22 protein-coding genes are annotated in these 25,404 nt (G+C 52.9%); 8 read left to right on the forward strand and 14 right to left on the reverse strand.

From position 1 onward, the window contains the following. Positions 1-35: 35 nt before the first annotated feature. A complete protein-coding gene (locus tag PYR66_13715; GenBank protein ID WEF26392.1) occupies positions 36-1,985 on the reverse strand; it encodes a DNA topoisomerase III in 1,950 nt (649 codons plus the stop codon). A 4-nt stretch (positions 1,986-1,989) separates the two neighbouring features. After that, a complete protein-coding gene (selD, locus tag PYR66_13720) occupies positions 1,990-3,033 on the reverse strand; it encodes a selenide, water dikinase SelD (protein WEF26393.1) in 1,044 nt (347 codons plus the stop codon). 225 nt (positions 3,034-3,258) lie between these two features. Here selD and PYR66_13725 point away from each other — a divergent pair, with 225 nt between their 5' ends. After that, entirely contained in the window at positions 3,259-4,005 is a 747-nt protein-coding gene (locus PYR66_13725; GenBank protein WEF26394.1) for a phosphatase PAP2 family protein, read from the forward strand. Positions 4,006-4,131: 126 nt separating this feature from the next. Here PYR66_13725 and PYR66_13730 read toward each other — a convergent pair whose 3' ends face one another. Continuing rightward, complete coding sequence (locus tag PYR66_13730; protein ID WEF26395.1) at positions 4,132-4,683, reverse strand: NAD(P)H nitroreductase; 552 nt, start codon at positions 4,681-4,683, stop codon at positions 4,132-4,134. 165 nt (positions 4,684-4,848) lie between these two features. On the opposite strand from PYR66_13730, the gene sppA reads away from it, so the two are divergent. The 3 genes from sppA to pncA all read left to right on the forward strand — a co-directional run bounded on the left by sppA (position 4,849) and on the right by pncA (position 8,511). Further along, positions 4,849-6,702: a signal peptide peptidase SppA gene (sppA, locus tag PYR66_13735; protein WEF26396.1), complete on the forward strand. Its 1,854-nt coding sequence runs from the start codon at positions 4,849-4,851 to the stop codon at positions 6,700-6,702. Positions 6,703-6,842: 140 nt separating this feature from the next. Continuing rightward, complete coding sequence (gene ansA, locus PYR66_13740) at positions 6,843-7,859, forward strand: asparaginase (protein ID WEF26397.1); 1,017 nt, start codon at positions 6,843-6,845, stop codon at positions 7,857-7,859. 10 nt (positions 7,860-7,869) lie between these two features. Further along, a complete protein-coding gene (pncA, locus tag PYR66_13745) occupies positions 7,870-8,511 on the forward strand; it encodes a bifunctional nicotinamidase/pyrazinamidase (GenBank protein ID WEF26398.1) in 642 nt (213 codons plus the stop codon). 73 nt (positions 8,512-8,584) lie between these two features. Here the strand turns inward: pncA and PYR66_13750 are convergent, their stop codons facing one another. From PYR66_13750 to PYR66_13785, 8 genes are all read right to left on the reverse strand, one after another. Next, positions 8,585-9,943 (reverse strand): MFS transporter, encoded by a 1,359-nt coding sequence (locus PYR66_13750; GenBank protein ID WEF26399.1) that lies wholly within the window; start codon positions 9,941-9,943, stop codon positions 8,585-8,587. A 141-nt stretch (positions 9,944-10,084) separates the two neighbouring features. After that, the gene (locus PYR66_13755) at positions 10,085-10,843 is read right to left on the reverse strand and encodes a DeoR/GlpR family DNA-binding transcription regulator (GenBank protein ID WEF26400.1); all 759 of its coding nucleotides are present in this window, start codon (positions 10,841-10,843) and stop codon (positions 10,085-10,087) included. 136 nt (positions 10,844-10,979) lie between these two features. Then, on the reverse strand, positions 10,980-11,963 hold the full coding sequence (locus PYR66_13760; GenBank protein WEF26401.1) for an aldo/keto reductase: 984 nt from the start codon (positions 11,961-11,963) through the stop codon (positions 10,980-10,982). A gap of 9 nt (positions 11,964-11,972) precedes the next feature. Beyond that, on the reverse strand, positions 11,973-12,920 hold the full coding sequence (locus PYR66_13765; GenBank protein ID WEF26402.1) for a sugar kinase: 948 nt from the start codon (positions 12,918-12,920) through the stop codon (positions 11,973-11,975). Between the two features lie 4 nt (positions 12,921-12,924). Beyond that, on the reverse strand, positions 12,925-13,761 hold the full coding sequence (locus tag PYR66_13770; GenBank protein ID WEF26403.1) for a ketose-bisphosphate aldolase: 837 nt from the start codon (positions 13,759-13,761) through the stop codon (positions 12,925-12,927). A gap of 24 nt (positions 13,762-13,785) precedes the next feature. After that, the gene (locus tag PYR66_13775) at positions 13,786-14,829 is read right to left on the reverse strand and encodes an NAD(P)-dependent alcohol dehydrogenase (protein ID WEF26404.1); all 1,044 of its coding nucleotides are present in this window, start codon (positions 14,827-14,829) and stop codon (positions 13,786-13,788) included. Between the two features lie 18 nt (positions 14,830-14,847). Further along, positions 14,848-16,227, reverse strand: coding sequence for an MFS transporter (locus tag PYR66_13780; GenBank protein ID WEF26405.1), 1,380 nt, complete (start codon positions 16,225-16,227; stop codon positions 14,848-14,850). A 26-nt stretch (positions 16,228-16,253) separates the two neighbouring features. Continuing rightward, positions 16,254-17,330: a zinc-binding dehydrogenase gene (locus tag PYR66_13785; GenBank protein WEF26406.1), complete on the reverse strand. Its 1,077-nt coding sequence runs from the start codon at positions 17,328-17,330 to the stop codon at positions 16,254-16,256. 495 nt (positions 17,331-17,825) lie between these two features. Between PYR66_13785 and PYR66_13790 the strand changes: the two genes are divergently transcribed. Continuing rightward, on the forward strand, positions 17,826-19,082 hold the full coding sequence (locus PYR66_13790; GenBank protein ID WEF26407.1) for a glycoside hydrolase family 18 protein: 1,257 nt from the start codon (positions 17,826-17,828) through the stop codon (positions 19,080-19,082). A gap of 96 nt (positions 19,083-19,178) precedes the next feature. Here the strand turns inward: PYR66_13790 and PYR66_13795 are convergent, their stop codons facing one another. Together PYR66_13795 and msrB are read right to left on the reverse strand one after the other, a co-directional pair. Further along, the gene (locus PYR66_13795) at positions 19,179-19,457 is read right to left on the reverse strand and encodes a YeaC family protein (protein WEF26408.1); all 279 of its coding nucleotides are present in this window, start codon (positions 19,455-19,457) and stop codon (positions 19,179-19,181) included. A 43-nt stretch (positions 19,458-19,500) separates the two neighbouring features. After that, positions 19,501-19,914, reverse strand: coding sequence for a peptide-methionine (R)-S-oxide reductase MsrB (gene msrB / locus PYR66_13800; protein ID WEF26409.1), 414 nt, complete (start codon positions 19,912-19,914; stop codon positions 19,501-19,503). Between the two features lie 338 nt (positions 19,915-20,252). On the opposite strand from msrB, the gene gapA reads away from it, so the two are divergent. Both gapA and PYR66_13810 read left to right on the forward strand, forming a co-directional pair. Continuing rightward, complete coding sequence (gene gapA / locus PYR66_13805; protein WEF26410.1) at positions 20,253-21,248, forward strand: glyceraldehyde-3-phosphate dehydrogenase; 996 nt, start codon at positions 20,253-20,255, stop codon at positions 21,246-21,248. 73 nt (positions 21,249-21,321) lie between these two features. After that, entirely contained in the window at positions 21,322-22,206 is an 885-nt protein-coding gene (locus tag PYR66_13810; GenBank protein ID WEF26411.1) for a D-hexose-6-phosphate mutarotase, read from the forward strand. An 80-nt stretch (positions 22,207-22,286) separates the two neighbouring features. Here PYR66_13810 and PYR66_13815 read toward each other — a convergent pair whose 3' ends face one another. Further along, positions 22,287-23,033, reverse strand: a complete 747-nt coding sequence (locus PYR66_13815; GenBank protein ID WEF26412.1) for a MipA/OmpV family protein — start codon at positions 23,031-23,033, stop codon at positions 22,287-22,289. Positions 23,034-23,460: 427 nt separating this feature from the next. Here PYR66_13815 and yeaG point away from each other — a divergent pair, with 427 nt between their 5' ends. Then, positions 23,461-25,395, forward strand: a complete 1,935-nt coding sequence (gene yeaG / locus PYR66_13820) for a protein kinase YeaG (GenBank protein ID WEF26413.1) — start codon at positions 23,461-23,463, stop codon at positions 25,393-25,395. The last annotated feature ends 9 nt before the right edge of the window (positions 25,396-25,404 follow it).

Genomic DNA, 25,404 nt, shown 5'->3' on the forward strand with positions numbered 1-25,404 from the left:
CGCGCATAAGCCCCTGCCTGCAGGGGCTTTTTACGTTATGACGAGGCTTCAGCTGCCGAGTCCGCCGCCGGTTTTTTACCCTTCGACTTCCCCTTACCTTTACTAAACGACTTTTTCGCCCCGCCAGGCGCCACCAGCCCGCGGAACTGGCGCACCGGCGTGCTCCGCGCCTGATCGATAAGCTGGAACAACGTCCCCACTAACGGCTGCATAAAGTCCTGATAGCGGCACTGCTTTTCGCTGATCTGCGTCAGTACCGATTCCCAGTGGGCGGTCATATCCGGGCGCGCGGCCATCTCCGGCAAAGAGTGAATCAACGCCCGCCCGGCTTCAGAGGAGTGAATATAGCGCCCCTTTTTGTTCAGGAAACCGCGCTTAAATAACAGCTCGATAATCCCAGCGCGCGTCGCTTCCGTCCCCAGACCATCGGTAGCGCGGAGGATCTTTTTCAGGTCTTTATCCTGCACGAAACGTGCAATGCCGGTCATAGCCGACAGCAGCGTAGCATCGGTAAAGTGACGCGGCGGTTGGGTTTGCCGTTCCACCACTTCGCCTTTTTCGCACAGCAGTTCGTCACCTTTGGCCACCACCGGCAGCGGCGTGCCGTCGTTCTCCTCATCGCGCTCTTTGTTGCCGAGCAGCGCGCGCCAGCCAGCCTCGGCGAGGAAGCGCGCTTTAGCGACAAATTTGCCGTTAGCGATCTCAAGGTCAATCTGGCACTTGCGGAACACCGCATCCGGGCAAAACTGCATCAGATACTGACGGGCGATCAGGTTGTATACCTTTTCTTCGTTATCGTTGAGTTTAACCTGGCTGCTGCGCGCGGTCGGGATAATGGCGTGGTGCGCATCGACCTTTTTATCATCCCAGCAGCGGTTGCGGATCTCCGGATCCATCACCGGTTGCGGCAGCAGTTCCGCCGCATGAACGCTAATCGCGTTCAGCACCGCATGGCGCCCGGCAAAATGTTCTTCCGGCAGGTAGCGGCTATCCGAGCGCGGGTAGGTAATCAGTTTGTGGGTTTCATACAGCTTCTGGCAGATATCCAGCACATTCTGCGCGCTGAATCCGAAACGCTTAGCCGCCTCAATCTGTAGCGCCGACAGCGAAAACGGCAGCGGCGCCGGTTCAGAATCACGCTTATCGTTATAGCCGGTCACCATCGCCGGCTGACCTTCGATGCGTTTCACTACGTGCTCGGCCAGCGGACGATGCAGTAAACGCCCTTCTTCGTCCTGATAAGGCTCGCAGGCTTCGCTCGGCACCCAGGAGGCGACAAAACGCTCGTCCTTCGGGGTAACGATATGCGCTTTGACGTCGAAGAAATCTTTGGCGATGAAGTTTTCAATCTCTTCATCGCGACGCACCACCAGCCCAAGCACCGGCGTTTGCACGCGGCCGACCGACAGCACGCCCTGATAACCGGCATTGCGCCCGAGAATGGTATAGGCGCGGGTCATGTTGATCCCGTACAGCCAGTCGGCGCGGGCGCGGGCCAGCGCCGATACGCATAACGGCACGAATTCGCTATTGGCGCGCAGGCGAGTAATCGCCCGCTCAACCGCCTGCGGATTAAGATCGTTAATCAGGCAGCGCTGCACCTGCTGGCGTTTTTCCGGCGCCAGCTGCAGGTAATCCAGAACTTCGTCGACCAGCAGTTGCCCTTCTCTATCCGGGTCGCCGGCGTGGATCACTTCCTGCGCCTCGCCAAGTAGGCGCTTAATGACATTCAGCTGTTTGGTGACCGACGGTTTTGGCTGCAACTGCCACTTTTCCGGCACGATGGGTAAGTCGAGCAGGTTCCAGCGCGCGTAGCGGCCGTCATAGACGTCCGGCTGCGCTTGCTCCAGCAGGTGGCCGATACACCAGGTGACCACCTGACCGTTGCCGCACTCAATAAAGCCATCGCCTTTACGATGCGGTTTAGGCAACACTTCGGCGATAGCGCGACCAAGGCTCGGTTTTTCTGCAATAAACAGCCGCATCGAATCAACGGATCTCGATCATTGGGCGCCCGCCGCGGGCGGTTACCAGTTCGCCAATGGCCGCCAGCTTGATGCCAAACTCCGCCGCAGCCGCCTGCACTTCGGCTTCCGCGTCCGGGGCAACCGCCAATAGCAGGCCGCCGGAGGTTTGTGGATCGCACAGCAGATCGCGCCATTCCGCTGGCATATCGCCCATCAGATGGCCGTAGCTGGCAAAGTTGCGGCCGGTGCCGCCCGGCACCGCGCCTGCGGCGATATAGGCTTCAACGCCCGGCAGTTTCGGGATAGCGGCATAGGTCAGCTGCGCCTGAACGCCCGCACCGCGGCAGACTTCGCTAAGATGCCCCAGCAGGCCGAAGCCGGTGACGTCGGTCATCGCTTTCACGCCTTCGATATTAGCGAACGCTGCGCCAGCAAGGTTCATCTGGCACATGGTTTCCGTCGCCAGCCCCTGATGCTCAGGCTTCAGCAGCGATTTTTTCTCAGCGGTCGTCAACACGCCGATACCCAATGGCTTCGTAAGATACAGTTTGCAGCCCGCCTGCGCGGTGCTGTTTTTCTTGATGCGCTCGGTCGGCACGACGCCGGTCACCGCGAGACCAAAAATCGGCTCCGGGGCATCGATGGAATGGCCGCCTGCCAGCGCAATACCGGCCTGCTGACAGGCAAAACGCCCGCCCTCAACCACTTCGCGGGCGATTTCCGGCGCCAGGGTGTTGATTGGCCAACCTAAAATCGCAATCGCCATAATCGGCTTGCCGCCCATCGCGAAGATATCGCTAATGGCGTTGGTCGCCGCGATACGGCCAAAATCGAAAGGACTATCAACAATCGGCATGAAAAAGTCGGTGGTGCTGATGATCGATGTGCCATTACCCAGATCGTAAACCGCTGCATCGTCGCTGGTTTCGTTGCCGACAAGCAGGTTCGGGTCGACAAACTTCGCCTGTTCGCTATGTAGAATGGTTTCCAGCACTTTGGGGGAAATTTTACAACCGCAACCGGCTCCGTGGCTGTATTGCGTTAAACGAATAGCTTGCTCGCTCATGGACATCTCCTGTCATTGCAATCCCGCTATGGTAGCGCTCAAACGGCGAGGTGATAAGTGCGACAGTCTGAAATCGCGAGTGGTTGCTCATTAAGCAGACAAATATGCGTTTTTGCGATGCCGGACAATTTTTTCAACGCCATTTTAACTTTTACTTACATATGACAGAAATGTGACAAAAACAAAAACCTTCTTCTGGACATATAACACCGTAAGGAAATGTAGATGAAAAAGCGCGTTCTCGCCCTTTGCCTGGCCAGTCTGTTCTCCGTCGGCGCCTTCGCCCTGGCGCCAGCCGGTAACGATGCGACCACTAAACCCGATCTCTATTATCTGAAGAACGCACAGGCCATCGATAGCCTGGCGCTGCTACCGCCGCCGCCGGAAGTCGGCAGTATTGCGTTCTTAAACGATCAGGCGATGTATGAGAAAGGACGCCTGCTGCGCAATACCGAACGCGGCAAGCTGGCGGCGGAAGATGCGAACCTCAGCGGCGGCGGCGTGGCGAACGCTTTCTCCGGCGCGTTTGGTTCGCCGATCACCGAGAAAGACGCGCCGCAGCTGCATAAGCTACTGACCAACATGATTGAGGATGCCGGCGATCTGGCGACGCGCGGTGCGAAAGAAAAATACATGCGTATCCGCCCGTTCGCCTTCTACGGCGTCTCAACCTGCAATACCACCGAGCAGGACAAGCTCGCGAAAAACGGTTCTTACCCTTCCGGCCACACGTCTATTGGCTGGGCAACCGCGCTGGTCCTCGCCGAAATCAACCCTCAACGGCAGAATGAGATCCTTCAGCGCGGCTATGAACTGGGCGAAAGCCGGGTTATCTGCGGCTATCACTGGCAGAGCGATGTTGATGCGGCGCGGATTGTCGGCTCGGCGGTCGTGGCCACCCTGCACACCAACCCGGCCTTCCAGCAGCAGTTGCAGAAAGCAAAGGATGAATTCGCAAACAGGCAGAAGTAATTTCATCGCCGTTGAATTCCCGGATAAGGCGCTTGATGCGCCTTATCCGGGCGACAAAACCCGCGATTGATTCGAACCGTAGGCCGGGTAAGGCGCAAGCCGACACCCGGCATAACAAACACTGACTCAGAAGCGCGTGACGAACGGCGCGGTGTCCGGTAACGCAATCGTCGTCGAAGCCTTCAGCTGCGGTGTACCCAGATAAAGGAATCCGACGATTTTATCCTGTTCGCGGCAGCTAAAGCCTTCGCGGACGACCGGACTATCGGTTAAGGCGCCGCTGCGCCAGATGCCGTTAAAGCCCTGAGCCACCGCAGCCATCTGCATCGCCATCACCGCGCATCCCGCGGACATCTCCTGCTCCCACTTCGGCACCTTCGGGTGATCTTCGCAGCGTGCGACCACGGCGATAATCAGCGGCGCGCGGAACGGCGCATTACGCGCTTTTTCAATGGCTTTTTCATCCTGACCGGCTGCCTGCGCCCCTTTTTCTAAAAGTTGGCTAAAGCGTTCGCGGCCATCATCGGCGATAATAAAGAATCGCCACGGCTGTAACGTCCCATGGTCCGGCGCGCGCATCCCCGCGTGGAGGATATTTTCCAGCTGTTCGCCAACTGGCGCCGGCTCGATCAGGCGCGACGCGCTACGGCGATTAACCAGTAGTTCGAGAGCATCCATCTATGTAACTCCTGTGATGTCATTTTGCATAAAATTAACATGCGCATGGATTTTGTTACAGCCCGGAGGGTGATTCCTGCTGACAAGCGTCGGCACTCTCTTTAGGATAGCCAGACGCGGCAGCCCCTGCGGCTGACCCATCATCGAAAATGTTAGGGAGAATACATGCGAACCCTTTGGCGCTTACTTGCCGGATTTTTTAAATGGACATGGCGAATACTTAACTTCATTCGCCAGGTTGCACTGAACCTGGTGTTCCTGGTTCTGGTGCTGATTTGCGTCGGCATCTGGGCGCAGTTTAGCAACAATGCAGTTGAACATACCGCTCGCGGCGCGCTGTTGATGGACATCACCGGCGTGGTGGTGGATAAACCGTCAGCCAGCAGCAAGCTTGGGGTTATCGGCCGCCAGCTGTTCGGCGCCAGCTCCGATCGTTTGCAGGAAAATTCACTGTTCGATATCGTGCAGACCATCCGCCAGGCGAAAGATGACCGCAACGTCACGGGCATCGTGCTGGATCTGAAAAACTTCGTCGGCGGCGATCAGCCTTCAATGCAGTATATCGGCAAAGCGCTGCGCGAATTCCGCGACAGCGGTAAACCGGTGTATGCCGTCGGCAGCAGCTATACCCAGGGTCAATACTACCTGGCGAGCTTTGCCAACAAAATTTGGCTCTCGCCGCAGGGTGAAGTCGACCTGCACGGTTTCGCCACTAACGGCCTGTACTACAAGTCGTTGCTGGATAAACTGAAAGTCTCGACCCACGTTTTCCGCGTCGGCACGTATAAATCCGCCGTCGAGCCGTTTATCCGCGACGATATGTCGCCGGCCGCACGTGAAGCGGATAGCCGCTGGATTGGCGAGCTGTGGCAGAACTACCTCAACACTATCGCCGCCAACCGCCAAATCACCGCGCAGCAACTGTTCCCGGGCGCGCAGGGCGTGCTCGACGGCCTACGTAAGGTGGATGGCGATACGGCGAAATACGCGCTGGATAACAAGCTGGTTGATGAACTGGCCACCTCAACGGAAGTGGAGAAAGCGCTGACCAAGCAGTTCGGCTGGAGCAAAACGGACAACAACTACCGTTCCATCAGCTACTACGATTACAACGTCAAAGCGCCAACTGAGCAAGGTTCCGCTGTTGCGGTCATCTTTGCGAACGGCGCGATCATGGATGGCGAAGAAACCCCGGGCAACGTCGGCGGCGACACCACCGCAGCGCAAATCCGCGACGCACGTCTGGACGCGAAAGTGAAAGCTATCGTTCTGCGCGTCAATAGCCCGGGCGGGAGCGTCAGCGCCTCGGAAGTGATTCGCGAAGAGCTGGCCGCGGCGAAAGCGGCGGGCAAACCGGTAGTGGTCTCGATGGGCGGCATGGCGGCATCCGGCGGCTACTGGATTTCCACGCCAGCGGATTACATCGTGGCTAACCCAAGCACCCTCACCGGCTCGATCGGCATCTTCGGCGTGATCAACACCGTGGAGAATACGCTGGGCTCCATCGGCGTCCACACCGACGGCGTAGCTACCTCGCCGCTGGCTGATGTATCGACCACCAAGTCGCTGCCGCCGGAAGTTCAGCAGCTGATGCAACTGAGCATCGAGAACGGCTACCAGCGCTTTATCACCCTGGTGGCTACCGCGCGTAAGAGCACGCCGGAGAAGGTTGACCAAATCGCACAGGGACACGTCTGGACCGGTGAAGACGCGAAGGCGAACGGCCTGGTCGATAGCCTCGGCGACTTCGACGATGCGGTAGCGAAAGCAGCGGAACTGGCAAAACTGAAACAGTGGCATATCACCTGGTACCAGGAAGAGCCGACGTTCTTCGCCATGGTGATGGATAGCCTGACAGGTTTGGTTCGCGCCTCTCTGCCAGCAGCCATTCAGGCATACCTGCCTGCGCCGGTGGCAGCAGCAGCGGACGCCGTGAAAGCGGAAAGCGATAAACTGGCGGCCTTCAATGACCCGCAAAACCGCTACGCCTTCTGTCTAACCTGCGCCAACATTCGTTAATCCTCCGTCTGCCCCCGCCGCGGGGCAGCGTTTCAACGTAATAAAATTCAAGCGCTTCTCTGCAACTCGCGGGGTTAGCGCTTTATTTTTTTGCCTGCCACTTTATACTGCGCCTGTTCACGTACAACCTAAGCGATGCCATGCAAAAGAAATCGATTTACGTTGCCTACACCGGTGGGACCATCGGTATGCAGCGCTCCGAGCACGGATATATCCCTGTTTCCGGCCATCTGCAGCGCCAGCTGGCGTTGATGCCTGAGTTCCACCGCCCGGAAATGCCGGATTTCACCATTCACGAATACGCGCCATTGATGGACTCGTCGGATATGACGCCGGAAGACTGGCAACATATCGCCGACGACATTTGCGACCACTACGACCAGTACGATGGCTTTGTGATCCTGCACGGTACCGATACGATGGCCTTCACCGCCTCGGCGCTGTCGTTCATGCTGGAAAATTTAGGTAAACCGGTGATTGTGACAGGGTCACAAATCCCTCTCGCCGAGCTGCGTTCCGATGGGCAAATCAATTTGCTCAATGCGCTTTACGTGGCGGCCAATTACCCGATCAACGAAGTCTCGCTGTTCTTCAACAATCGGCTGTATCGCGGCAACCGCACCACCAAAGCCCACGCAGACGGCTTTGATGCATTTGCTTCGCCGAACCTGGCGCCGCTGCTGGAAGCCGGTATCCATATCCGCCGCCTCGGTACGCTACCCGCGCCGCACAGCGAAGGCGAGCTGATCGTCCACCCAATCACCCCGCAGCCGATTGGCGTGGTCACCATTTATCCGGGGATCTCCGCCGATGTGGTGCGTAACTTCCTGCGCCAGCCGGTAAAAGCGCTGATACTGCGTTCCTATGGCGTCGGTAACGCGCCGCAGAACGGCGAGTTTATCCAGGTACTGGCGGAAGCCAGCCAGCGCGGCATCGTGGTGATTAACCTGACGCAATGCATGTCCGGCAAGGTGAATATGGGCGGCTACGCCACCGGCAACGCGCTGGCGCAAGCTGGCGTGATTAGCGGCTTCGATATGACCGTAGAAGCGACGCTGACCAAGTTGCACTACCTGCTGAGCCAGAATCTTGACGTTGAGGCCATCCGCGGCGCGATGCAGCAAAACCTGCGCGGCGAGCTGACCCCTGATGAGTGAGGAGAATGCCATGAGCCATCGCGCCCTGCTACTGGTAGACCTGCAAAATGATTTTTGCGCTGGCGGCGCGTTAGCCGTTCCCGAAGGCGATAGCACCGTGGATGTCGCTAATCAGCTCATTGATTGGAGCCTGGCGCGCGGCGAGGCCGTCGTCGCCAGCCAGGACTGGCACCCGGCCAACCACGGCAGCTTTGCCAGCCAGCACCAGGCCGAACCTTATTCGCAGGGCGAGCTCGATGGCCTGGCGCAAACTTACTGGCCGGATCACTGCGTGCAGCACAGCGATGGCGCTGCGCTGCATCCGTTGCTGAAGCAGCAATCCATTGATGCGGTGTTTCATAAGGGACAAAACCCGGCGATCGACAGCTACAGCGCATTTTTCGATAGCGGCCACCGGCAGAAAACCGAACTTGACGGCTGGTTGCGCGCGCACGGCGTATCGGAGCTGACTATTCTCGGCCTTGCAACGGATTACTGCGTCAAGTTTACCGTGCTCGACGCGCTGGATTTGGGCTATACCGTCAACGTGATTACCGACGGCTGTCGCGGCGTCAACCTGCAACCGCAGGACAGCGCCCTCGCCTTTATGGAGATGGCGGCAGAAGGCGCTACGCTCTATACCCTCGACGACTGGCTGGAAACCCAGCCTTAATCATTTAAGCGGCCTACAAGCCATCTCTGCGAAAAGGCTTGTAGGCCGCTTGTCTTCGCTGTTGGCAGGATAATCATCCCAGGTTCGAAATGTCCTCCACTGAGATCTGCCGGGTTTCGATACCAAAGCAGAACAGAATCAATGCGCAAAGCGCCAACACCACACCGAGGACAACAAATACCGTAATTGAACCGTAGCGAGTAAGCAGAACCGCAACGCCATAGGGTGTAAATACCGCGACAATCCTTCCCACCGCGTTAACAAAACCAGACCCGCGTAACCGGAGATGCGTTGGCCAAAGCTCCGGTACATACACCGCAGAGGCAAAACAGACATACATATACAGGAAAAAAATCATCACCAGACCATAGCTTAAAATGGCCCGCTCTTCAGTTTGAATCGAATAGAAATATCCGAGTAGCGCAATAATCATCAGTAGAGATGAACCAAACAATCGCCGCGAAAAACGGTCAATAATCAGCGCTGCAATAAATATCCCCACCGGTGCGCCAACCATAATAATCGCTGTCATAAAGATAGATTTCGTCACATCGATCCCCGAGTTAACAAAAATCGTCGGGATCCACACCGTTATGGTGTAAAGCGAAATGTTCATCGCGATAAGCACCGTAATTGCCACCAGAGTACGCCGCAGCATCTGACCTTTAAACAAGAGCCAGAATGAACCGTTTTCCGCGCATAGCTCCGTGGTCAGACTAGCGCTCTGGCAGGGAGGCAAGGTGATATTTTTCTCTTTCTCAATTTGCGATTCCACCTGCAAAAGATGGTTTTCTGCTTCGCTTCGCAGCCCTTTACTCGCCAACCAGCGCGGCGATTCAATGAAATATTTCCCCGACAGATACCAAGCTAACAGCATTGCCGCGCCGCCGAGCAGGAACATCATTCGCCAACTTAAAAAGGCAATCACCACGACGCCAATGGCCGCCGACAGCATGGGCGACCAGTTGCCGACAAACGACAGACGAGCTGACCATTTTCCGCGCACCGCGGGCGGGATAAACTCGGTAAATGAGGCATAGCCCACCATAATTAGCGATCCCATTCCAGTACCCATCAGGCAGCGGAAAAAGATGAGCCAGTACATATTGGGCACAAACGTTGCCGCGCAGGCAGAAACACCGACAATCAATAAATTCACGCGAAATGCTTTACGTCGGCCAAGATAATCACCAATAAAACCGCCGGCCAGCGAGCCAATAAAATAGCCAAACATCAGCGCGGAAGTAAATGCCGCATTGAGGTAATTGTTTGACCAACCGTTGCTGATTAATTTTGCCAGCACCACATTTCCGGAATAGCTGAGAAACCCGGTGACTAATAAGCTGAAACTAATAATACTGAAAATACGAAAATGAAATCGAGATAAGGGTAAGCGGTCTAATCTTGCGCCGATAGGGTCACATTGTTCCATCTGGATGCCTCAAATTCAGCTAAAATATAAAACATGGCGACCGCGGCAAAGTTAGTTTTACCGAGCCATCCATCATTATTAAATTTCCATGGCATTATCCAGGTGCAAATTAAAATAACATCGACACGTGCAGCATTAAAGTTAATAAACGAGTTGAATATTATTTTCTTTGCAAAATACTATCCATTCCGCACCTGGCGCCTTATTGGTTATAAGGTAATTAATATGGCTAAAATCTACCAACTGGACAAAAGCTTTACGATCGAACTTGGAGTGATCGACCAGTAGTGCCACTTCTGTCGCCTGACGAATCATGGTTTTCTTGATCTCAGCCTCAGCCTCATTGGAATCAAGCGCCCCACTGAGCATATCCAGGCCTTTGCAGCTCATCACCATAATATCAACATGATAGCGACTAATAATTTCCTTGGTGATCCTCCCCTGCAGCGACAGCGTATTTTTATTCAACTCCCCCCCGGTAGAAACGACGTTAATTTCTGACTGCGCTAATTCATGAAAGGCTTCCGCCGAATTGGTCAGCAACGTGAGATCGTTTCTATCCTTCAGCAGTTTTAATAATTCCATCGCGGTACTACTGGAATCAGCAGCGATAGTCGTTTTATTTTTAATAAATGGCAACGCATTACGGGCAATAATTTGTTTTTCTTCAAAGAAAGATTTTGCACGTTTATAAAAATGAATATTATCAGTCAGCGCGCTGGTGTTTAATACCGCCCCGCCATAGGTACGGGTCAAAAAGCCTTCATCTTCCAGTTTTTCCAGGTCGCGACGAATTGTTTCCTCAGTAACCTGAAAAATTGAACTTAAATTAGAAACCACCACTTTTTTATCGTTAACCACCATTTGCTTGATGGCCTGAATCCTGTCTTTTGCCGCCACGATAATACCTCTGTTTCCTGCAAAGCAATAATAAAACCGTAGTATCTCACAGGCTATGTTTATTTTCAAAAAAACATGTTTGAATCACAGATTTAAATACTATTTTACACAGAAACAGAGGTCAATAACATCTCTCCTATTTTGTATCTAACACCTCTGCCATTTGCCTCATCAATAATGAATCATCATCCGTCAGGCTGATGTTCAGCGCCTCGACATTCTCGCGTACCTGCTCTGGCGCCGTTGCCCCGCTCAGCAAGGTGATGAGATTGCTTTGCTTTAAAATCCACGCCAGCGCCAGCGCGGGGATCGTGCAGCGGTATTTCTCACACAGCGGCTGCCACTGCTCAAGCATATCAATCACCCGCAGCATATTTTCCCGCTGAAACCAGACTTTGTTGGCCCGCGCGCCGCCGGGAACATAATCCCGGGTGATAGTTCCGGTCAACAGCCCCTGCTCAAGCGGTGAATAGACCTGTACGATGATGCCATTCTGCTGGCATAACGGCAGCAGTTCAGCTTCCAGCGCCCGGTCAAGGATGCTGTACTTCGCCTGGATGATATCCAGCTCACCGTGTTTGAGATACTCCCTGATATGTCCAGCATCGACGTTCGCCGCACCGATAGAACGAATTTTCCCCTCTTTCTTCAGTGCGTTCAGTGTATCGACAGTTTCCGCAATCGGTGTAAAACAGGGCTTCACCGACTGCCAGTGAGTCATGTAAATATCAATGGCATCAATGCTCAGTCTTTGCAGGCTGGCATCCACCTCTTCACGAATCGAATCAGGAGTGAGGTTTTTATACAGTTGGCGATCGCCTACTTTGTTAAACAGACTGCCTTCCCGTTCCCAGACGATACCGCATTTGGTTTCAATCACGATTTCAGTGCGCGGTAGTTGTTTCAGCGCCTGACCGACAATCACTTCGCTATTGCCAAAATTGTATCCCGGCGCGGTATCGATCAGGTTAATACCACAGCGATGCGCCTCAACAATGGTATCAATGCAAATTTGCAGATCAAGATCGCCATTCCATGCCGGGCCGCCGCCGATGGCCCATGTGCCTAATCCCATACGGGACAATGTTATATCCGTACTGCCTAAAGGAATCATTTTCATCTGCCGCTATTACCCTTCATATTCATCAAGAAATTGTTCAACCAATTTTCTGTTTTTCACGCCCGTTGTGGCGCCAACGCTAAGTACCGATATCGCTGCCGTTGCGTTAGCAAACATTGCGCAGTCACGCAGTGGCTTGCCTTCAAGCAGCGCAGAGATGAACCCCGAGGCAAAATTATCACCCGCGCCGATGGTATCAATGGCAGTGATCCCGGAAACGGCGGGGACCACCATTTTCATATCGGCACGCTTGATAAAGCAGCCGTGCTTACCCGTCTTAATCACCACCGTTTTCACGCCACAATTCAGAAAACTATCGGCGATGTCATCCAGTGATTCTTTTCCGGTAAGCAACTTTGCCTCTTCAAAGTTGGGAAAAAGATAATCCACGTAACTCAATGCTTGCCGAATATCGTCGAGGGTTTCATTAAGCCGTGGCTTAATCATATCGGCACAGATAATTAACTGGTGCGCCTTCGCCTGCGTGAAAATCGTCGTTAATGCTTCACCATCCAGTAAAGGGCTATTAAAAATACTGGCCAGTGACAGCAGCTTCACCTGCGAGAAGCAGTCAAAATCAACATCGTTAATATTCAGTTTCCACAGGCTGCCGTTGCGGTTGGTGACAAAGGTGCGCTCACCATCTGCGGTAACTAATCCCACATTAATGGAAGTATCAATATCAGCATCCTGCTTCAAGCTCTGAATATTGATATTTTCCCGACGACAGTGATCAACAATAAAATGACCGGCGGCATCATCTCCTATGCGGCTCATTAACGCCGTACGGTGCCCGAGACGTGAAATAATTGTTGCTTCATTAATTGCGTCTCCACCCGTGGTCATGGCGATTCTATCTAATGGATATGAGTCTACATCAAAAATATTTTTACTCACTGGCTGCAAAGGAATATCGACGATTGCCGCCCCTATGCAAATAACCTCGATATTATCCATAATGTCATTCCGCTTTACCGTCAGAACCAAACAGTTTGATTTTCTCCAGCGCGCGTTCTTTTACAGCTTTACGTACTTCCCGTTCAACATGCAGGAACGGTTGATTTTGATTTTCTTGCACCGCTACCATCGCCGCCTGGCACAATTCGGTGTGAATATTGATTTTCGAAATACCTAATGAAATGGCTTTTTTGATATCCGCATCGCTAATGCCGGACGCGCCGTGCAGTACCAACGGAACGGAGACTGCCTCGCGCACGCGTTTGACCACGTCGAAATTCAGTTTCGGTTCAGAGGTATAGACACCGTGCTGGTTGCCAATCGCCACCGCCAGTGAGTCACATCCGGTACGCTCGACAAATTCCGCCGCCTGGCTCGGGTCAGTATAGTGATAGCCCGCCAACGCTTCTTCATAAACCGTTTCATTCCCCACGTGGCCCAACTCAGCTTCAACCGGGATACCCAACGGATGGAAGAAGTCCACCGCCTCTTTCGTCAGGCGTATGTTTTCTTCGAAATCAAAGGCGGAGGCATCGCGCATCAGCGAGTTCATGCCGTGGGTCCAGGCGTTATGGATAATCTCCATGCTACGCCCGTGATCCCAATGAGTAATCACCGGCACCGAGGCTTTTTTCGCCATAGAGACCATCATATGCGAAAAATCCTCAAATGACGTGTTGCCGACAAAACCGGTGCCGAAAGAGATAATCACCGGCGATTTAGATTCTTCCGCTGCATCGATAACTCCCATAAGCATTTCCGCATTCCACACATTAAAGTGGGCAATTGCATAATGTTTATTCTGGGCATCGTTTTCCCAATATTTGATATCTGCCAACATGGTTATTTCTCCCTTTTTAATAAATTAATGGTTAACTTTAATAACGCCTTTGATAATTTCGCGTTTGTTGTTGACTGACTCATCAAACGCGCGCTGAACATCTTCATAATCATAAATATGCGTCACCATCGACTTGACATCGAAACGCCCGGAGGAAATAGCTTCAATAGTGACCGGATAGCGGTTGGCGTAGCGGAAAACGGTCTGAATGGAGACTTCACGGTTAATTTTGAGGAAATTAATCGCCGAATCACCGGGAACCGTCCCCACGATCATGATTTTCCCGCCGCGCATCACCAGGTACGGAGCCTGCTTGACGGTGATCGCCGAGCCGGCAGTTTCAAAAACAATATCGGCCCCCATATCGCCGGAGAACTGCTGACAGCAGGCAACAGTGTCCTCTTTCGCTCCGTTGATCACCGTCGTCGCGCCAAGCTGCTCGGCCATGGCCAGACGCTTTTCCAGGACATCAACAACGGCGATGTCGGTAGCCCCCAAACATTTACAGGCTTGCAGGGTCATTAAACCGATACATCCTGCCCCCAAAATGACGATTTTCTTGCCCGGTTTAACGTCCGCCAGCATTGCGGCATGCATCCCTACCACCGCAGGCTCTACCAGCGCGCCTTCCATGGTGTCCATGTTATCGGGCAGCTTATAAGTGAAGCTTTCCGGATGGCACAGATAATGGGTTAACGCGCCGCGATAATTGGGTTGCGTAGCCATAAAATCGACGTCAGGGCAGATGTTGTATTTGCCCTCCAGGCAGTAGCGACAATGTCCGCAGGGTATGCCAGGTTCAATATTCACCCGGTCGCCCGGTTTAAATTTACTGACGCGATTTCCTACCGCCACCACCGTACCGGCACATTCATGTCCGAGGCCAATTTCCTGGTTCGGGTCTTTTGGCGGAATAAAGGGACCTGATTCGAAACCGTGAACATCTGAACCGCAAATACCGACATATTCAATTTTGATCAGTACTTCATGCTCTTCGGGTACCGGGATATCGGCGGCAATAATTTTCATCGTGCCCGGCGTTTTTAATATCGCTTTTGAATTTTTCATTTTATTTCCCCATCAATATTATTTGCTGGTAACTGCATCAATACCGAGGCTTTCGACAGAGACGCCTTTGGTTTCAATTCCGATGGTAGCAATGGCGACAGCGACAATAATGGAGACCGCACCCAGCAGGACAAAAACCCCCGTTACGCCATAACCGTTAAGCAATACCGCGACCGCATAAGGCGCGGCGATACCGCTGATACGCCCTACCGCATTCGCCAGACCAGAACCGCGAAGTTTCGCTTCGGTCGGCCATATTTCCGGTACATACACCGCCGAAGCGTAGCAAACGTACATATAGACAAAAGTAATCAGGAAGAAGCCAATTAGCGTAATCAGCAGCATGCTGGTTTGCAGCGAGTAGATATATCCCAGCACGGCGATTAATACTAATAAGCCCACCCCCATGGTCTTTCTGGGTATTTTATCCATCACCAACATGGCGATAAAAATCCCGAACGGCGCACCGAACATGCTCATGGTATTTAAGACAATCGAGTCTTTCAGGTTAATCCCCTGAGTCATAAATATGGTCGGCAGCCAGTTAATTAAGGTGTACTGCACAACGTTCATAGCAATCAGGACAAAGGAACCTAAAATAACGCGCTTCAGTAACACACCCGTTAATAAGGCCGAATAAGGAACCGTACGCGGGGCTTTGCCGTCATCTTCAATTACCACAGGCGGCAGCGGCTTGCCGGTCTGCTGAACAACCCCTTCTTCAATGGCCCGCATCACCTTCTCAGCTTCAGCGTAGCGTCCGCGGGATTCCAGCCAACGAGGCGACTCCGGGAACCAGCGCCAGGCAATAACGGTCGCCACCAGCGACAGTATGGCCGGGATCAGTAACTGTATACGCCAGTTCCATTCCGCGCTGATTAGCGGCGTCAACCCCATCGCGATCAGCGAACACAGCGGATAAGACCAGTTGCCGATAAATGAGACCCTACTGGACCAAGTGCCACGATTTCGGCCTGGCATATATTCGGTAAATCCGGCAAACAAAGTGACCAACAACGCGCCTAATCCAACCCCCATCACAAATCGACAGGCAATAAGGAAGGTCATATTTGGGGAAAATGCCCCCACCACCATGGCGATAATATGAATCGCTTCATAGAGGATGAACGCATTTTTACGCCCGGTTTTATCGCCGATAATGCCTCCGCCAAGTGCGCCGAGAAACATTCCTGCAGTAGTCATGGCAGAAAACGTGGCGGTCGTTGAATTATCGGTCCAGCCGAGATCTTTTAACTGTGCGAGGATGAGTCCTCCAACCGCGTTACTCCAACAAACCAGTAGCCCAAAGGCAACCATGGCAAACATTGATGAATGCCAGCGGCAATCAGGTAGGCGATCCAACCGGGCGCCGCAATGCGGTTTTGTAATCTGTTCCATCCGATAACATTCCTTTTATAAAGGGGCTATTCATCAAAGTCGTAGGTCATGATGACTTTTATCGCGGTCTTATCGACCATCGCATCAAACCCTTCGCGCCATTGCGATAGGCCAATACGGTGAGTAATCATCGGTTTGACTTTGAGCGCGCCGCTGGCGAGCAAGCGAATAGCGTTCCGCCAGGAAGTGGAGTCGTAGGCCATATGGCCAATGATGCTTTTGTTCCAGGCGGTGATATCGTTGATGGAGAAATCCAGAGGTTTAAAGCCCATGCCGACGCGAACGACTTCACCGTTGGGACGCAGCATTTCGATCGATTGTTTAAGGGCGATATTGGCGCCGGAGCATTCGATAACCAGTCCCAGGTTGTCTTTGCCGCAGATTTGCTGGCAGCGCGCGACCACATCTTCGATGGAACCGTTGACAACCGCTGTCGCCCCCAGCTCTTTGGCGATCGGGAAGCGTACGGTGACGTCCTCTTCCAGCCCGACCATCACGATATTTACGGCCCCCATGATGCGCGCCATTTGCACGGAAAAGAGCCCTAATGGGCCGGTGCCGAAAACCACAACGTCCTGGCCGGGAAGAAATTTGGATTGCTGAGCGATAGATTTGTAGGCGTTACAGATAGGATCCAGCACCGCCGCTTCTTCATAATCAACGCCTTGTGGGATTTCCCACAGCGCATGGCGGTGAATTTTAAGGATCTCTCCCGGTACTAAACAGTATTTAGAGAAACCGCCGCCCCAGGTATTGTTGTCCAGCCCCAAATTTACTTTTTCTGTACAACACAGAAAATCGCCCTGTTCACAGGCCGGACACACACCGCAAACGTGCCCGCTATTATCAGACACCACGCGTTGTCCGACTTTCCAATCCTTGACCTTATCGCCGACCCGAACAATCAACCCGGCAAATTCGTGGCCGCGAACTGAATTGAATTGGTCAGAGCCACTGTCCACATTGTAATGTTTCATATCCGCGCCACAGATGGCTGCCGCTTTAATTTCAATCACTACGTCATCCGGGCCGCAAAACGGCTCAGGTACATCAATCATTTTATAGCCGCCAAAGGCCTTACCAAATCTTGCCAGTGCTTTCATTGCGTCTTCCTTTGTGTTGGTTTTTGCTTCAGTGGGAGCATACTCAACCACACAATCTTTAAGGTCAACACAAAATCTTTAAAACACAGACAATGATCTTCATTTCACAACCAAGATCACAAATACCGATAAATGCGGCTCAAAGGAGGAGAAAAGAGGCTCTCGTGGCGTCTGGCAGGCAGTGCCGTGAACACCTTCGCAGTTTTGCTCGATGGAAACCTCTAGACTGGACAGGTTGTTTTTTCGCCACGCCATTTCCGTGGCGTGTGCCTGTTTATCCCCTAAATAATTCAAGTTGTAGAAAGGCGGCAAGGGCGCGACAAATTCGTCAGGAACGAATTTGACCAGCCAAAGGCTGGCCTTCGGTGAGGGACAAGGATGTCCCTCATTAATCCCCAGGAGCATAGATAACTATGTGACTGGGGTGAGTGCACGCAGCCAACGCATCTGCAGCTTGAAGTATGACGGGTATATCATTGTCAAAGAGGAAATCCGATGAAACTTTTGCCCTTGCTGGCAGCATTACCCCTGCTCTGCGCCTCTGTCGTTTCCGCGCAATCCTGGATGTCAGTGGGTTACTTTAACGGCGGCGGCGACGTCACCGCAGGTCCTGGCGGTGATATCAACAAGCTGGATGTCCGGCAGATAACCCATCTCAATTACTCCTTCGGCCTTATCTACAACGATGAGAAAGATGAGACTAATGATGCCCTGAAAGATCCTGACCATCTCCACCAAATCTGGCTGTCGCCAAAGGTACAGGCGGATTTACAAAAACTCCCCACACTGCGTAAACAAAATCCTGACCTCAACGTTCTGCTCTCTGTCGGCGGTTGGGGCGCGCGAGGTTTCTCGGGCGCAGCGGCAACGCCGGAAACCCGCGCGGTATTTATCCGCTCGGTCCAGCAAGTCATTAACCAGTATGGCCTTGATGGTATCGACCTCGATTGGGAGTATCCGGTGAATGGCGCCTGGGGGCTGGTCGCCAGTCAACCAGCGGATCGCGATAACTTTACCGCCCTGCTCAAAGAGCTCCGTGCGGCCATCGGCGATAAAAAACTGCTGACCATTGCGGTAGGTGCTAACGCGGAAAGCCCGAAGAGCTGGATCGATGTGAAAGCCATCGCCCCACTGCTGAATTATATCAACCTGATGACCTACGCCATGGCCTACGGTACCCAGTACTTCAACTCAAACCTGTATGACTCCCGCCACTGGCCGACAGTGGCCGCCGCGGATAAATACAGCGCCGATTTCGTGGTGAACAACTATCTGGCCGCCGGGCTTAAACCCAGCCAGATGAACCTCGGGATCGGTTTCTATGGCCGGGTACCGAAACGCGCCGTCGAGCCGGGTATTGACTGGAGTAAGCCAGACGCACAGAAAAACCCCGTCACCGAACCCTACTTCGGCACGCAGCAAGTCGAGCTGTTTAAGTCGTTGGGTTATGATCTGAGCAAAGATACCTATGTGAAATACAACGATATTGTGGCGAAATTGTTGAACGATCCGCAGAAGCGTTTTACGGAACATTGGGATGACGAGGCGAAGGTGCCGTGGCTATCCGTAAAATCGGCTGATGGGAAAGCGCTGTTCGCCATTTCCTACGAGAACCCGCGTTCGGTAGCCATTAAAGCGGATTATATCAAGCGCAAGGGATTAGCCGGCGGGATGTTTTGGGAGTATGGCGCCGATGACAAAAACCAGCTCGCCCGGCAGTTGGCCGCGTCGCTAGGTATCAAAGCGCAGTAGCGCGCGATCCCCGATGGCGCTACGCTATCGGGGCCACAAGGAAAGGTAGCCCGGCTAAGGCGCTCACGCCGCCTGCCGGGTTACAGGCATATGCAATTACTGCATTTTCAGCGTGGCAATCGGCTTCGGCACGATACCGAAATCTTCTTTCAGCTGTTGTTTGCTTTTCATCACCATCTGACCATTGGTGTCGATAGTCATATGCTGCGCATCCGCGTTGTTACGCGCCTGCCACAACATCACCAATTGCATGCTGTTCTCTTTCTGTTCCTCGGTCAGCGCGACGCCGTCCGGCCACTTGCCTAACTCCACCGCCGTGGCTAAACGTTGATACAGTTCCGGCGTCATACTGGCAATAATTTGCTCGATATCCATCGTCTGTTTCACTCCGTATTGGAATAATTTGCTGAATCGTTTCTTAGCCTTTGGTTTGCTCGCCGTTTTGATCGTCGGTGAAGCTTAAAGAGGCCGAGTTGACGCAAAAACGCTCGCCCGTCGGCTGAGGGCCATCGGGGAAGACGTGACCAAGGTGCGCATCGCAACTACCGCAGCGAATTTCAGTACGCTGCATACCGTGGGAGTAATCATTGAGATAACGAATCGCCTCGTCGCTGACCGGCTCGTAGAAGCTCGGCCAGCCACAACCAGAATCATACTTGGATTGCGAGTTAAACAGCGGCGCATCGCAGACCAGGCAGTGGTAGACGCCGTCTTTTTTGTTATGCAGCAACCGTCCGGTGAACGGCGGTTCGGTACCGTGATTCTGCGTCACATAAAACTGCATCTCGCTCAAATCTTGTTTGAGCTCGTCAGGAGATGGTTTATTAGCCATGTGATTACTTCTCGCTTTGAAAGGGCAACTTTACGCGTCGATTCTAACAAAACATTAACAATGAAACCTGCACTTTTGTTCTAAACTTATCCGATGCCATCAGGCAGCCGGATAATTGTGATGCAAATCACGTTTTTATCCTAAATGACCTTTAAAATTCCGGGCGCAGTCCCCATATGGAATTGGGCTCAAAGGGAGAGTGAGGCACATCAATCGCGCAAAGGTCTGCTCAGGATTGATTTGTCGCAATGATTGACACGATTCCGCTTGACGCTGCGTAAGGTTTTTGTAATTTTACAGGCAACCTTTTATTCACTAACAAATAGCTGGTGGAATATATGACTATCAAAGTAGGTATCAACGGTTTTGGCCGTATCGGTCGCATTGTTTTCCGTGCTGCTCAGAAACGTTCTGACATCGAGATCGTTGCAATCAACGACCTGTTAGACGCTGACTACATGGCTTACATGCTGAAATATGACTCCACTCACGGCCGTTTCGACGGTACCGTTGAAGTGAAAGACGGTCATCTGATCGTAAACGGTAAAAAAATCCGTGTTACCGCTGAGCGCGATCCGGCTAACCTGAAATGGGACGAAGTAGGCGTAGACATCGTTGCTGAAGCAACCGGTCTGTTCCTGACTGACGAAACCGCTCGTAAGCACATCACCGCTGGCGCGAAAAAAGTTGTTCTGACTGGCCCGTCCAAAGACAACACCCCGATGTTCGTTCGTGGCGCTAACTTCGAAACTTACGCAGGCCAGGACATCGTTTCCAACGCATCCTGCACCACCAACTGCCTGGCTCCGCTGGCTAAAGTCATCAACGACAACTTCGGTATCGTTGAAGGCCTGATGACCACCGTTCACGCCACCACCGCTACTCAGAAAACCGTTGATGGCCCGTCTCACAAAGACTGGCGCGGCGGCCGCGGCGCAGCTCAGAACATCATCCCGTCCTCTACCGGCGCTGCTAAAGCAGTAGGTAAAGTACTGCCAGAACTGAACGGCAAACTGACTGGTATGGCGTTCCGCGTTCCGACTCCGAACGTATCCGTTGTTGACCTGACCGTTCGTCTGGAAAAAGCAGCGTCCTACGAAGAAATCAAGAAAGCAATCAAAGCGGCTTCTGAAGGCGCAATGAAAGGCGTTCTGGGTTACACCGAAGACGACGTTGTTTCTACCGATTTCAACGGTGAAGTTTGCACTTCCGTGTTCGATGCTAAAGCCGGTATCGCACTGAACGACAACTTCGTGAAACTGGTTTCCTGGTACGACAACGAAACCGGTTACTCCAACAAAGTTCTGGACCTGATTGCTCACATCTCCAAATAAGTTGAGATGAACAAGTAATCGATAAGAGCGGCCTGGGTCGCTCTTTTTTTTGCCTTAAAAAGAGGATAGCGTAATGATTAATAAAATTTTTGCTCTCCCGGTCATTGAACAACTCTCCCCGGTATTCTCCCGACGCCAGTTGGACGATCTTGAACTCATCGTCATCGACCACCCCCAGGTAAAAGCGTCCGTCGCCCTGCAGGGCGCTCACCTGCTCTCCTGGAAACCGGCTGGTGAAGATGAAGTCCTGTGGTTGAGCAACAATACCCCATTCAAAAACGGCGTTGCCCTGCGCGGCGGCGTGCCTATTTGCTGGCCGTGGTTCGGCCCGTCAGCGCAGCAAGGTTTGCCATCGCATGGCTTCGCGCGCAATCTGCCGTGGGCGTTAAAATGCCAGGACGAAGATGAAAATGGCGTGATGCTGACCTTCGAACTACAGAGCAGCGATGAAACTCGCAAATACTGGCCGCACGACTTCACGCTTTACGCGCGCTTCAAGCTGGGTAACACCTGCGAGATCGAACTGGAAGCCCACGGTGAGTTTGAAACCACTTCCGCCCTGCACACCTACTTCAACGTCGGCGACATCGCCGCGGTGAAAGTCAGCGGCCTGGGCGAGCGCTATATTGATAAAGTGCTGAATGCCGAAGAAGGCGTGTTGAAAGATGGCATCCAGACTTTCCCGGATCGCACTGACCGCGTCTATCTGAATGCTGAAGCCTGCAGCGTGATTCATGATGAAGCGCTGAAACGCAACATCGACGTGATCCATCGCCACCACGGCAACGTCGTTGCCTGGAACCCGGGCCCTGCGCTCTCCGTCAGCATGGGCGATATGCCGGATGATGGCTACAAGACATTCGTTTGCGTGGAAACCTGCTGCGTGACCGAGCCGCAGAAAGCGAGCGAAGAGAAACCAACACGTCTGGCCCAGACCATTCGCGTCCTGAAGCGTTAATGACCGCAAGATGCGCCATCATAGAGCAAAACAGGGCATAACGCCCTGTTTTGATGCATAAAACCTGCAGAAGTGCGCAATCAGAAGGTGTACGTGACCCCGGTAGAAATCAGGCCGCTCCAGGATTTGTCCACCATCGGGCTATCGGTGATTTCGTCAGACAAACGGGTGTAACGCGCGAGACCGTACACGCTCCAGTCGCCGAAGAAACGATAGTTCGCCGCCAGCTCAAGATACGGGTTCCAGCTGCTGTCCGGATCGTAACTGCGCATGCCGCTGCGATTCGATTCATGCTTCGACACACCGTAGTAGTATTCGTTCTGATTGTCGCTGTTCCACTCCACGCCGATACCCGGAGTCAGAGTCAGGTTGCCATTGGTATAGCGGTACAGCCAGGCCAGGTCCCAGGTGATCCCGTTACTGTTATCCAGCGTATCGCCCGCAAGCGTAGTACGCAGGAAACCATACGGGGTGTTATGGATGTAGGAAAGACCCGCCATCATGGTTGATTTACGGCGATCAAGCTTACGCATTTGCGAGTTATTGCTATCGCCCGGTTTGAAATACATCGGCGACCAGTAGGCGGTCACGGACAGCTTATCGTTGGTGTCATTCCACAGGTAGTAACCGCCACCTAAGCCATGGAACCAAAAGTTATCACTCTCATAACTAATGGCAGGTACCGGGTAAACATCTGCATCATATTGTTTATAAGGATGCTCGACGACGCCCACGCCAGCCCCCAGCGTTAACTTCCCATCAGCGTGTACTGCGGTAGCTGACGTCGCGATGAACACACCTAGTGCCAGAAGTTTGATTTTAGTCACAGTCCATATTCCTGTTGTCAAATAATTAGCGCGTGCAGTTTAACGTCGTAGACGTCATGCCTCAAATGCTTTACTTGCTCTTACACTAAACCGGACAATTTCCCACTGCTTTATGACCGCTCGCTTGCAACTTAATGACGCGTTGATGAAACCGCCTGGCAAGATGTGCGAAAAAACGCCTGGTTTCCGGATGAGTTGTTGATATGTCATTGAAATTGAGTTTTAGCGGCATGCAAGTTTTCTAAATACATCTACGCTTAAATTTAGAAGGTGTAGTCGCAGAGCACGTTATCCAAATCGCTTCTGTAACCTGGCACGAAGGTTGCTGAATTGTAGACGGACGTCGTTCAGCCTGCCCTTCCGGGGGCCCCCACTATTCATATGAACGGCTCTCAACCTGTGCTAAAAAACGAAAGGACGGCATGCCATGAATATATTCGATCACTATCGCCAGCGCTATGAAGCTGCCAAGGACGAAGAGTTCACACTGCAGGAGTTTCTTACCATCTGCCGGCAAGATCGCAGTGCTTATGCCAACGCGGCAGAACGGCTATTGACGGCCATTGGTGAACCAGTCATGGTCGATACGGCTCTTGAGCCGCGCCTGTCCCGTCTCTTTTCAAACCGGGTTGTCGCACGTTATCCGGCGTTTGAAGAGTTTTACGGTATGGAAGATGCCATTGAGCAGATTGTTTCCTATCTGAAACATGCCGCGCAGGGTCTGGAAGAGAAGAAACAGATTCTGTATCTGCTGGGGCCGGTCGGCGGCGGTAAATCATCGCTGGCGGAACGCCTGAAATCCCTGATGCAGCGGGTGCCTATTTATGTGCTGAGCGCCAACGGCGAACGCAGCCCGGTCAACGATCATCCGCTGTGCCTGTTTAACCCGCAAGAGGACGCGCAGATCCTCAATAAAGAATACGGTATTCCTAACCGTTATCTCGGCACCATCATGTCGCCATGGGCGGCAAAACGCCTGCACGAGTTCGGCGGCGATATCACCAAATTCCGCGTCGTGAAGGTATGGCCATCGATTCTTGAGCAGATCGCTATCGCCAAAACCGAGCCTGGCGATGAAAACAACCAGGACATCTCGGCACTGGTCGGTAAAGTGGATATCCGCAAGCTGGAGCACTACGCGCAAAACGACCCGGATGCCTACGGCTACTCCGGCGCGCTGTGCCGTGCCAACCAGGGGATCATGGAGTTCGTCGAGATGTTTAAAGCGCCGATTAAGGTGCTGCATCCGCTGCTGACGGCCACCCAGGAAGGCAACTATAACGGGACCGAGGGGATCTCCGCCCTGCCGTTTAACGGCATTATCCTCGCGCACTCCAACGAATCCGAATGGGTGACTTTCCGTAATAACAAAAACAACGAGGCTTTCCTTGACCGTGTTTATATCGTTAAGGTGCCTTATTGCCTGCGCATCTCGGAAGAGATCCGTATTTATGAAAAACTGTTGAATAACAGTGAGCTGACCCATGCGCCATGCGCGCCGGGCACGCTTGAGACACTGTCGCGATTCTCGATCCTGTCGCGCCTGAAAGAGCCGGAAAATTCGAGCATCTACTCGAAGATGCGCGTCTACGACGGCGAAAGCCTGAAAGATACCGACCCGAAAGCGAAGTCCTACCAGGAATATCGCGATTATGCCGGCGTCGACGAAGGGATGAACGGTCTCTCTACCCGCTTCGCCTTTAAAATCCTGTCGCGAGTGTTTAACTTCGATCATGCGGAAGTGGCCGCCAACCCGGTCCACCTGTTCTACGTCCTTGAACAGCAGATTGAGCGCGAACAGTTCCCGCAAGAACAGGCTGAACGCTATCTGGAATTCCTCAAAGGTTATCTGATCCCGAAATACGCTGAGTTTATCGGCAAAGAGATCCAGACCGCCTACCTTGAGTCCTATTCCGAATATGGGCAGAACATTTTTGACCGTTATGTCACGTATGCAGATTTCTGGATTCAGGATCAGGAGTACCGCGATCCGGATACCGGTCAACTGTTCGACCGTGAATCGTTGAACGCAGAGCTGGAGAAAATCGAGAAGCCCGCCGGGATCAGCAACCCGAAAGACTTCCGTAACGAAATCGTCAACTTCGTGCTGCGCGCCAGAGCGAATAACAGCGGACGCAATCCGAACTGGACCAGTTATGAAAAACTGCGCACGGTTATTGAGAAGAAAATGTTCTCCAATACCGAGGAGCTGTTGCCGGTCATTTCGTTCAATGCCAAAACGTCCACCGATGAGCAGAAAAAACACGATGACTTTGTCGATCGCATGATGGAAAAAGGCTATACCCGTAAACAGGTTCGCCTGCTGTGCGAATGGTACCTGCGGGTACGCAAATCGTCCTGATGTATGACG

The sequence above is a fragment of the Klebsiella aerogenes genome (assembly GCA_029027985.1).
GTDB lineage: Bacteria > Pseudomonadota > Gammaproteobacteria > Enterobacterales > Enterobacteriaceae > Klebsiella > Klebsiella aerogenes_A.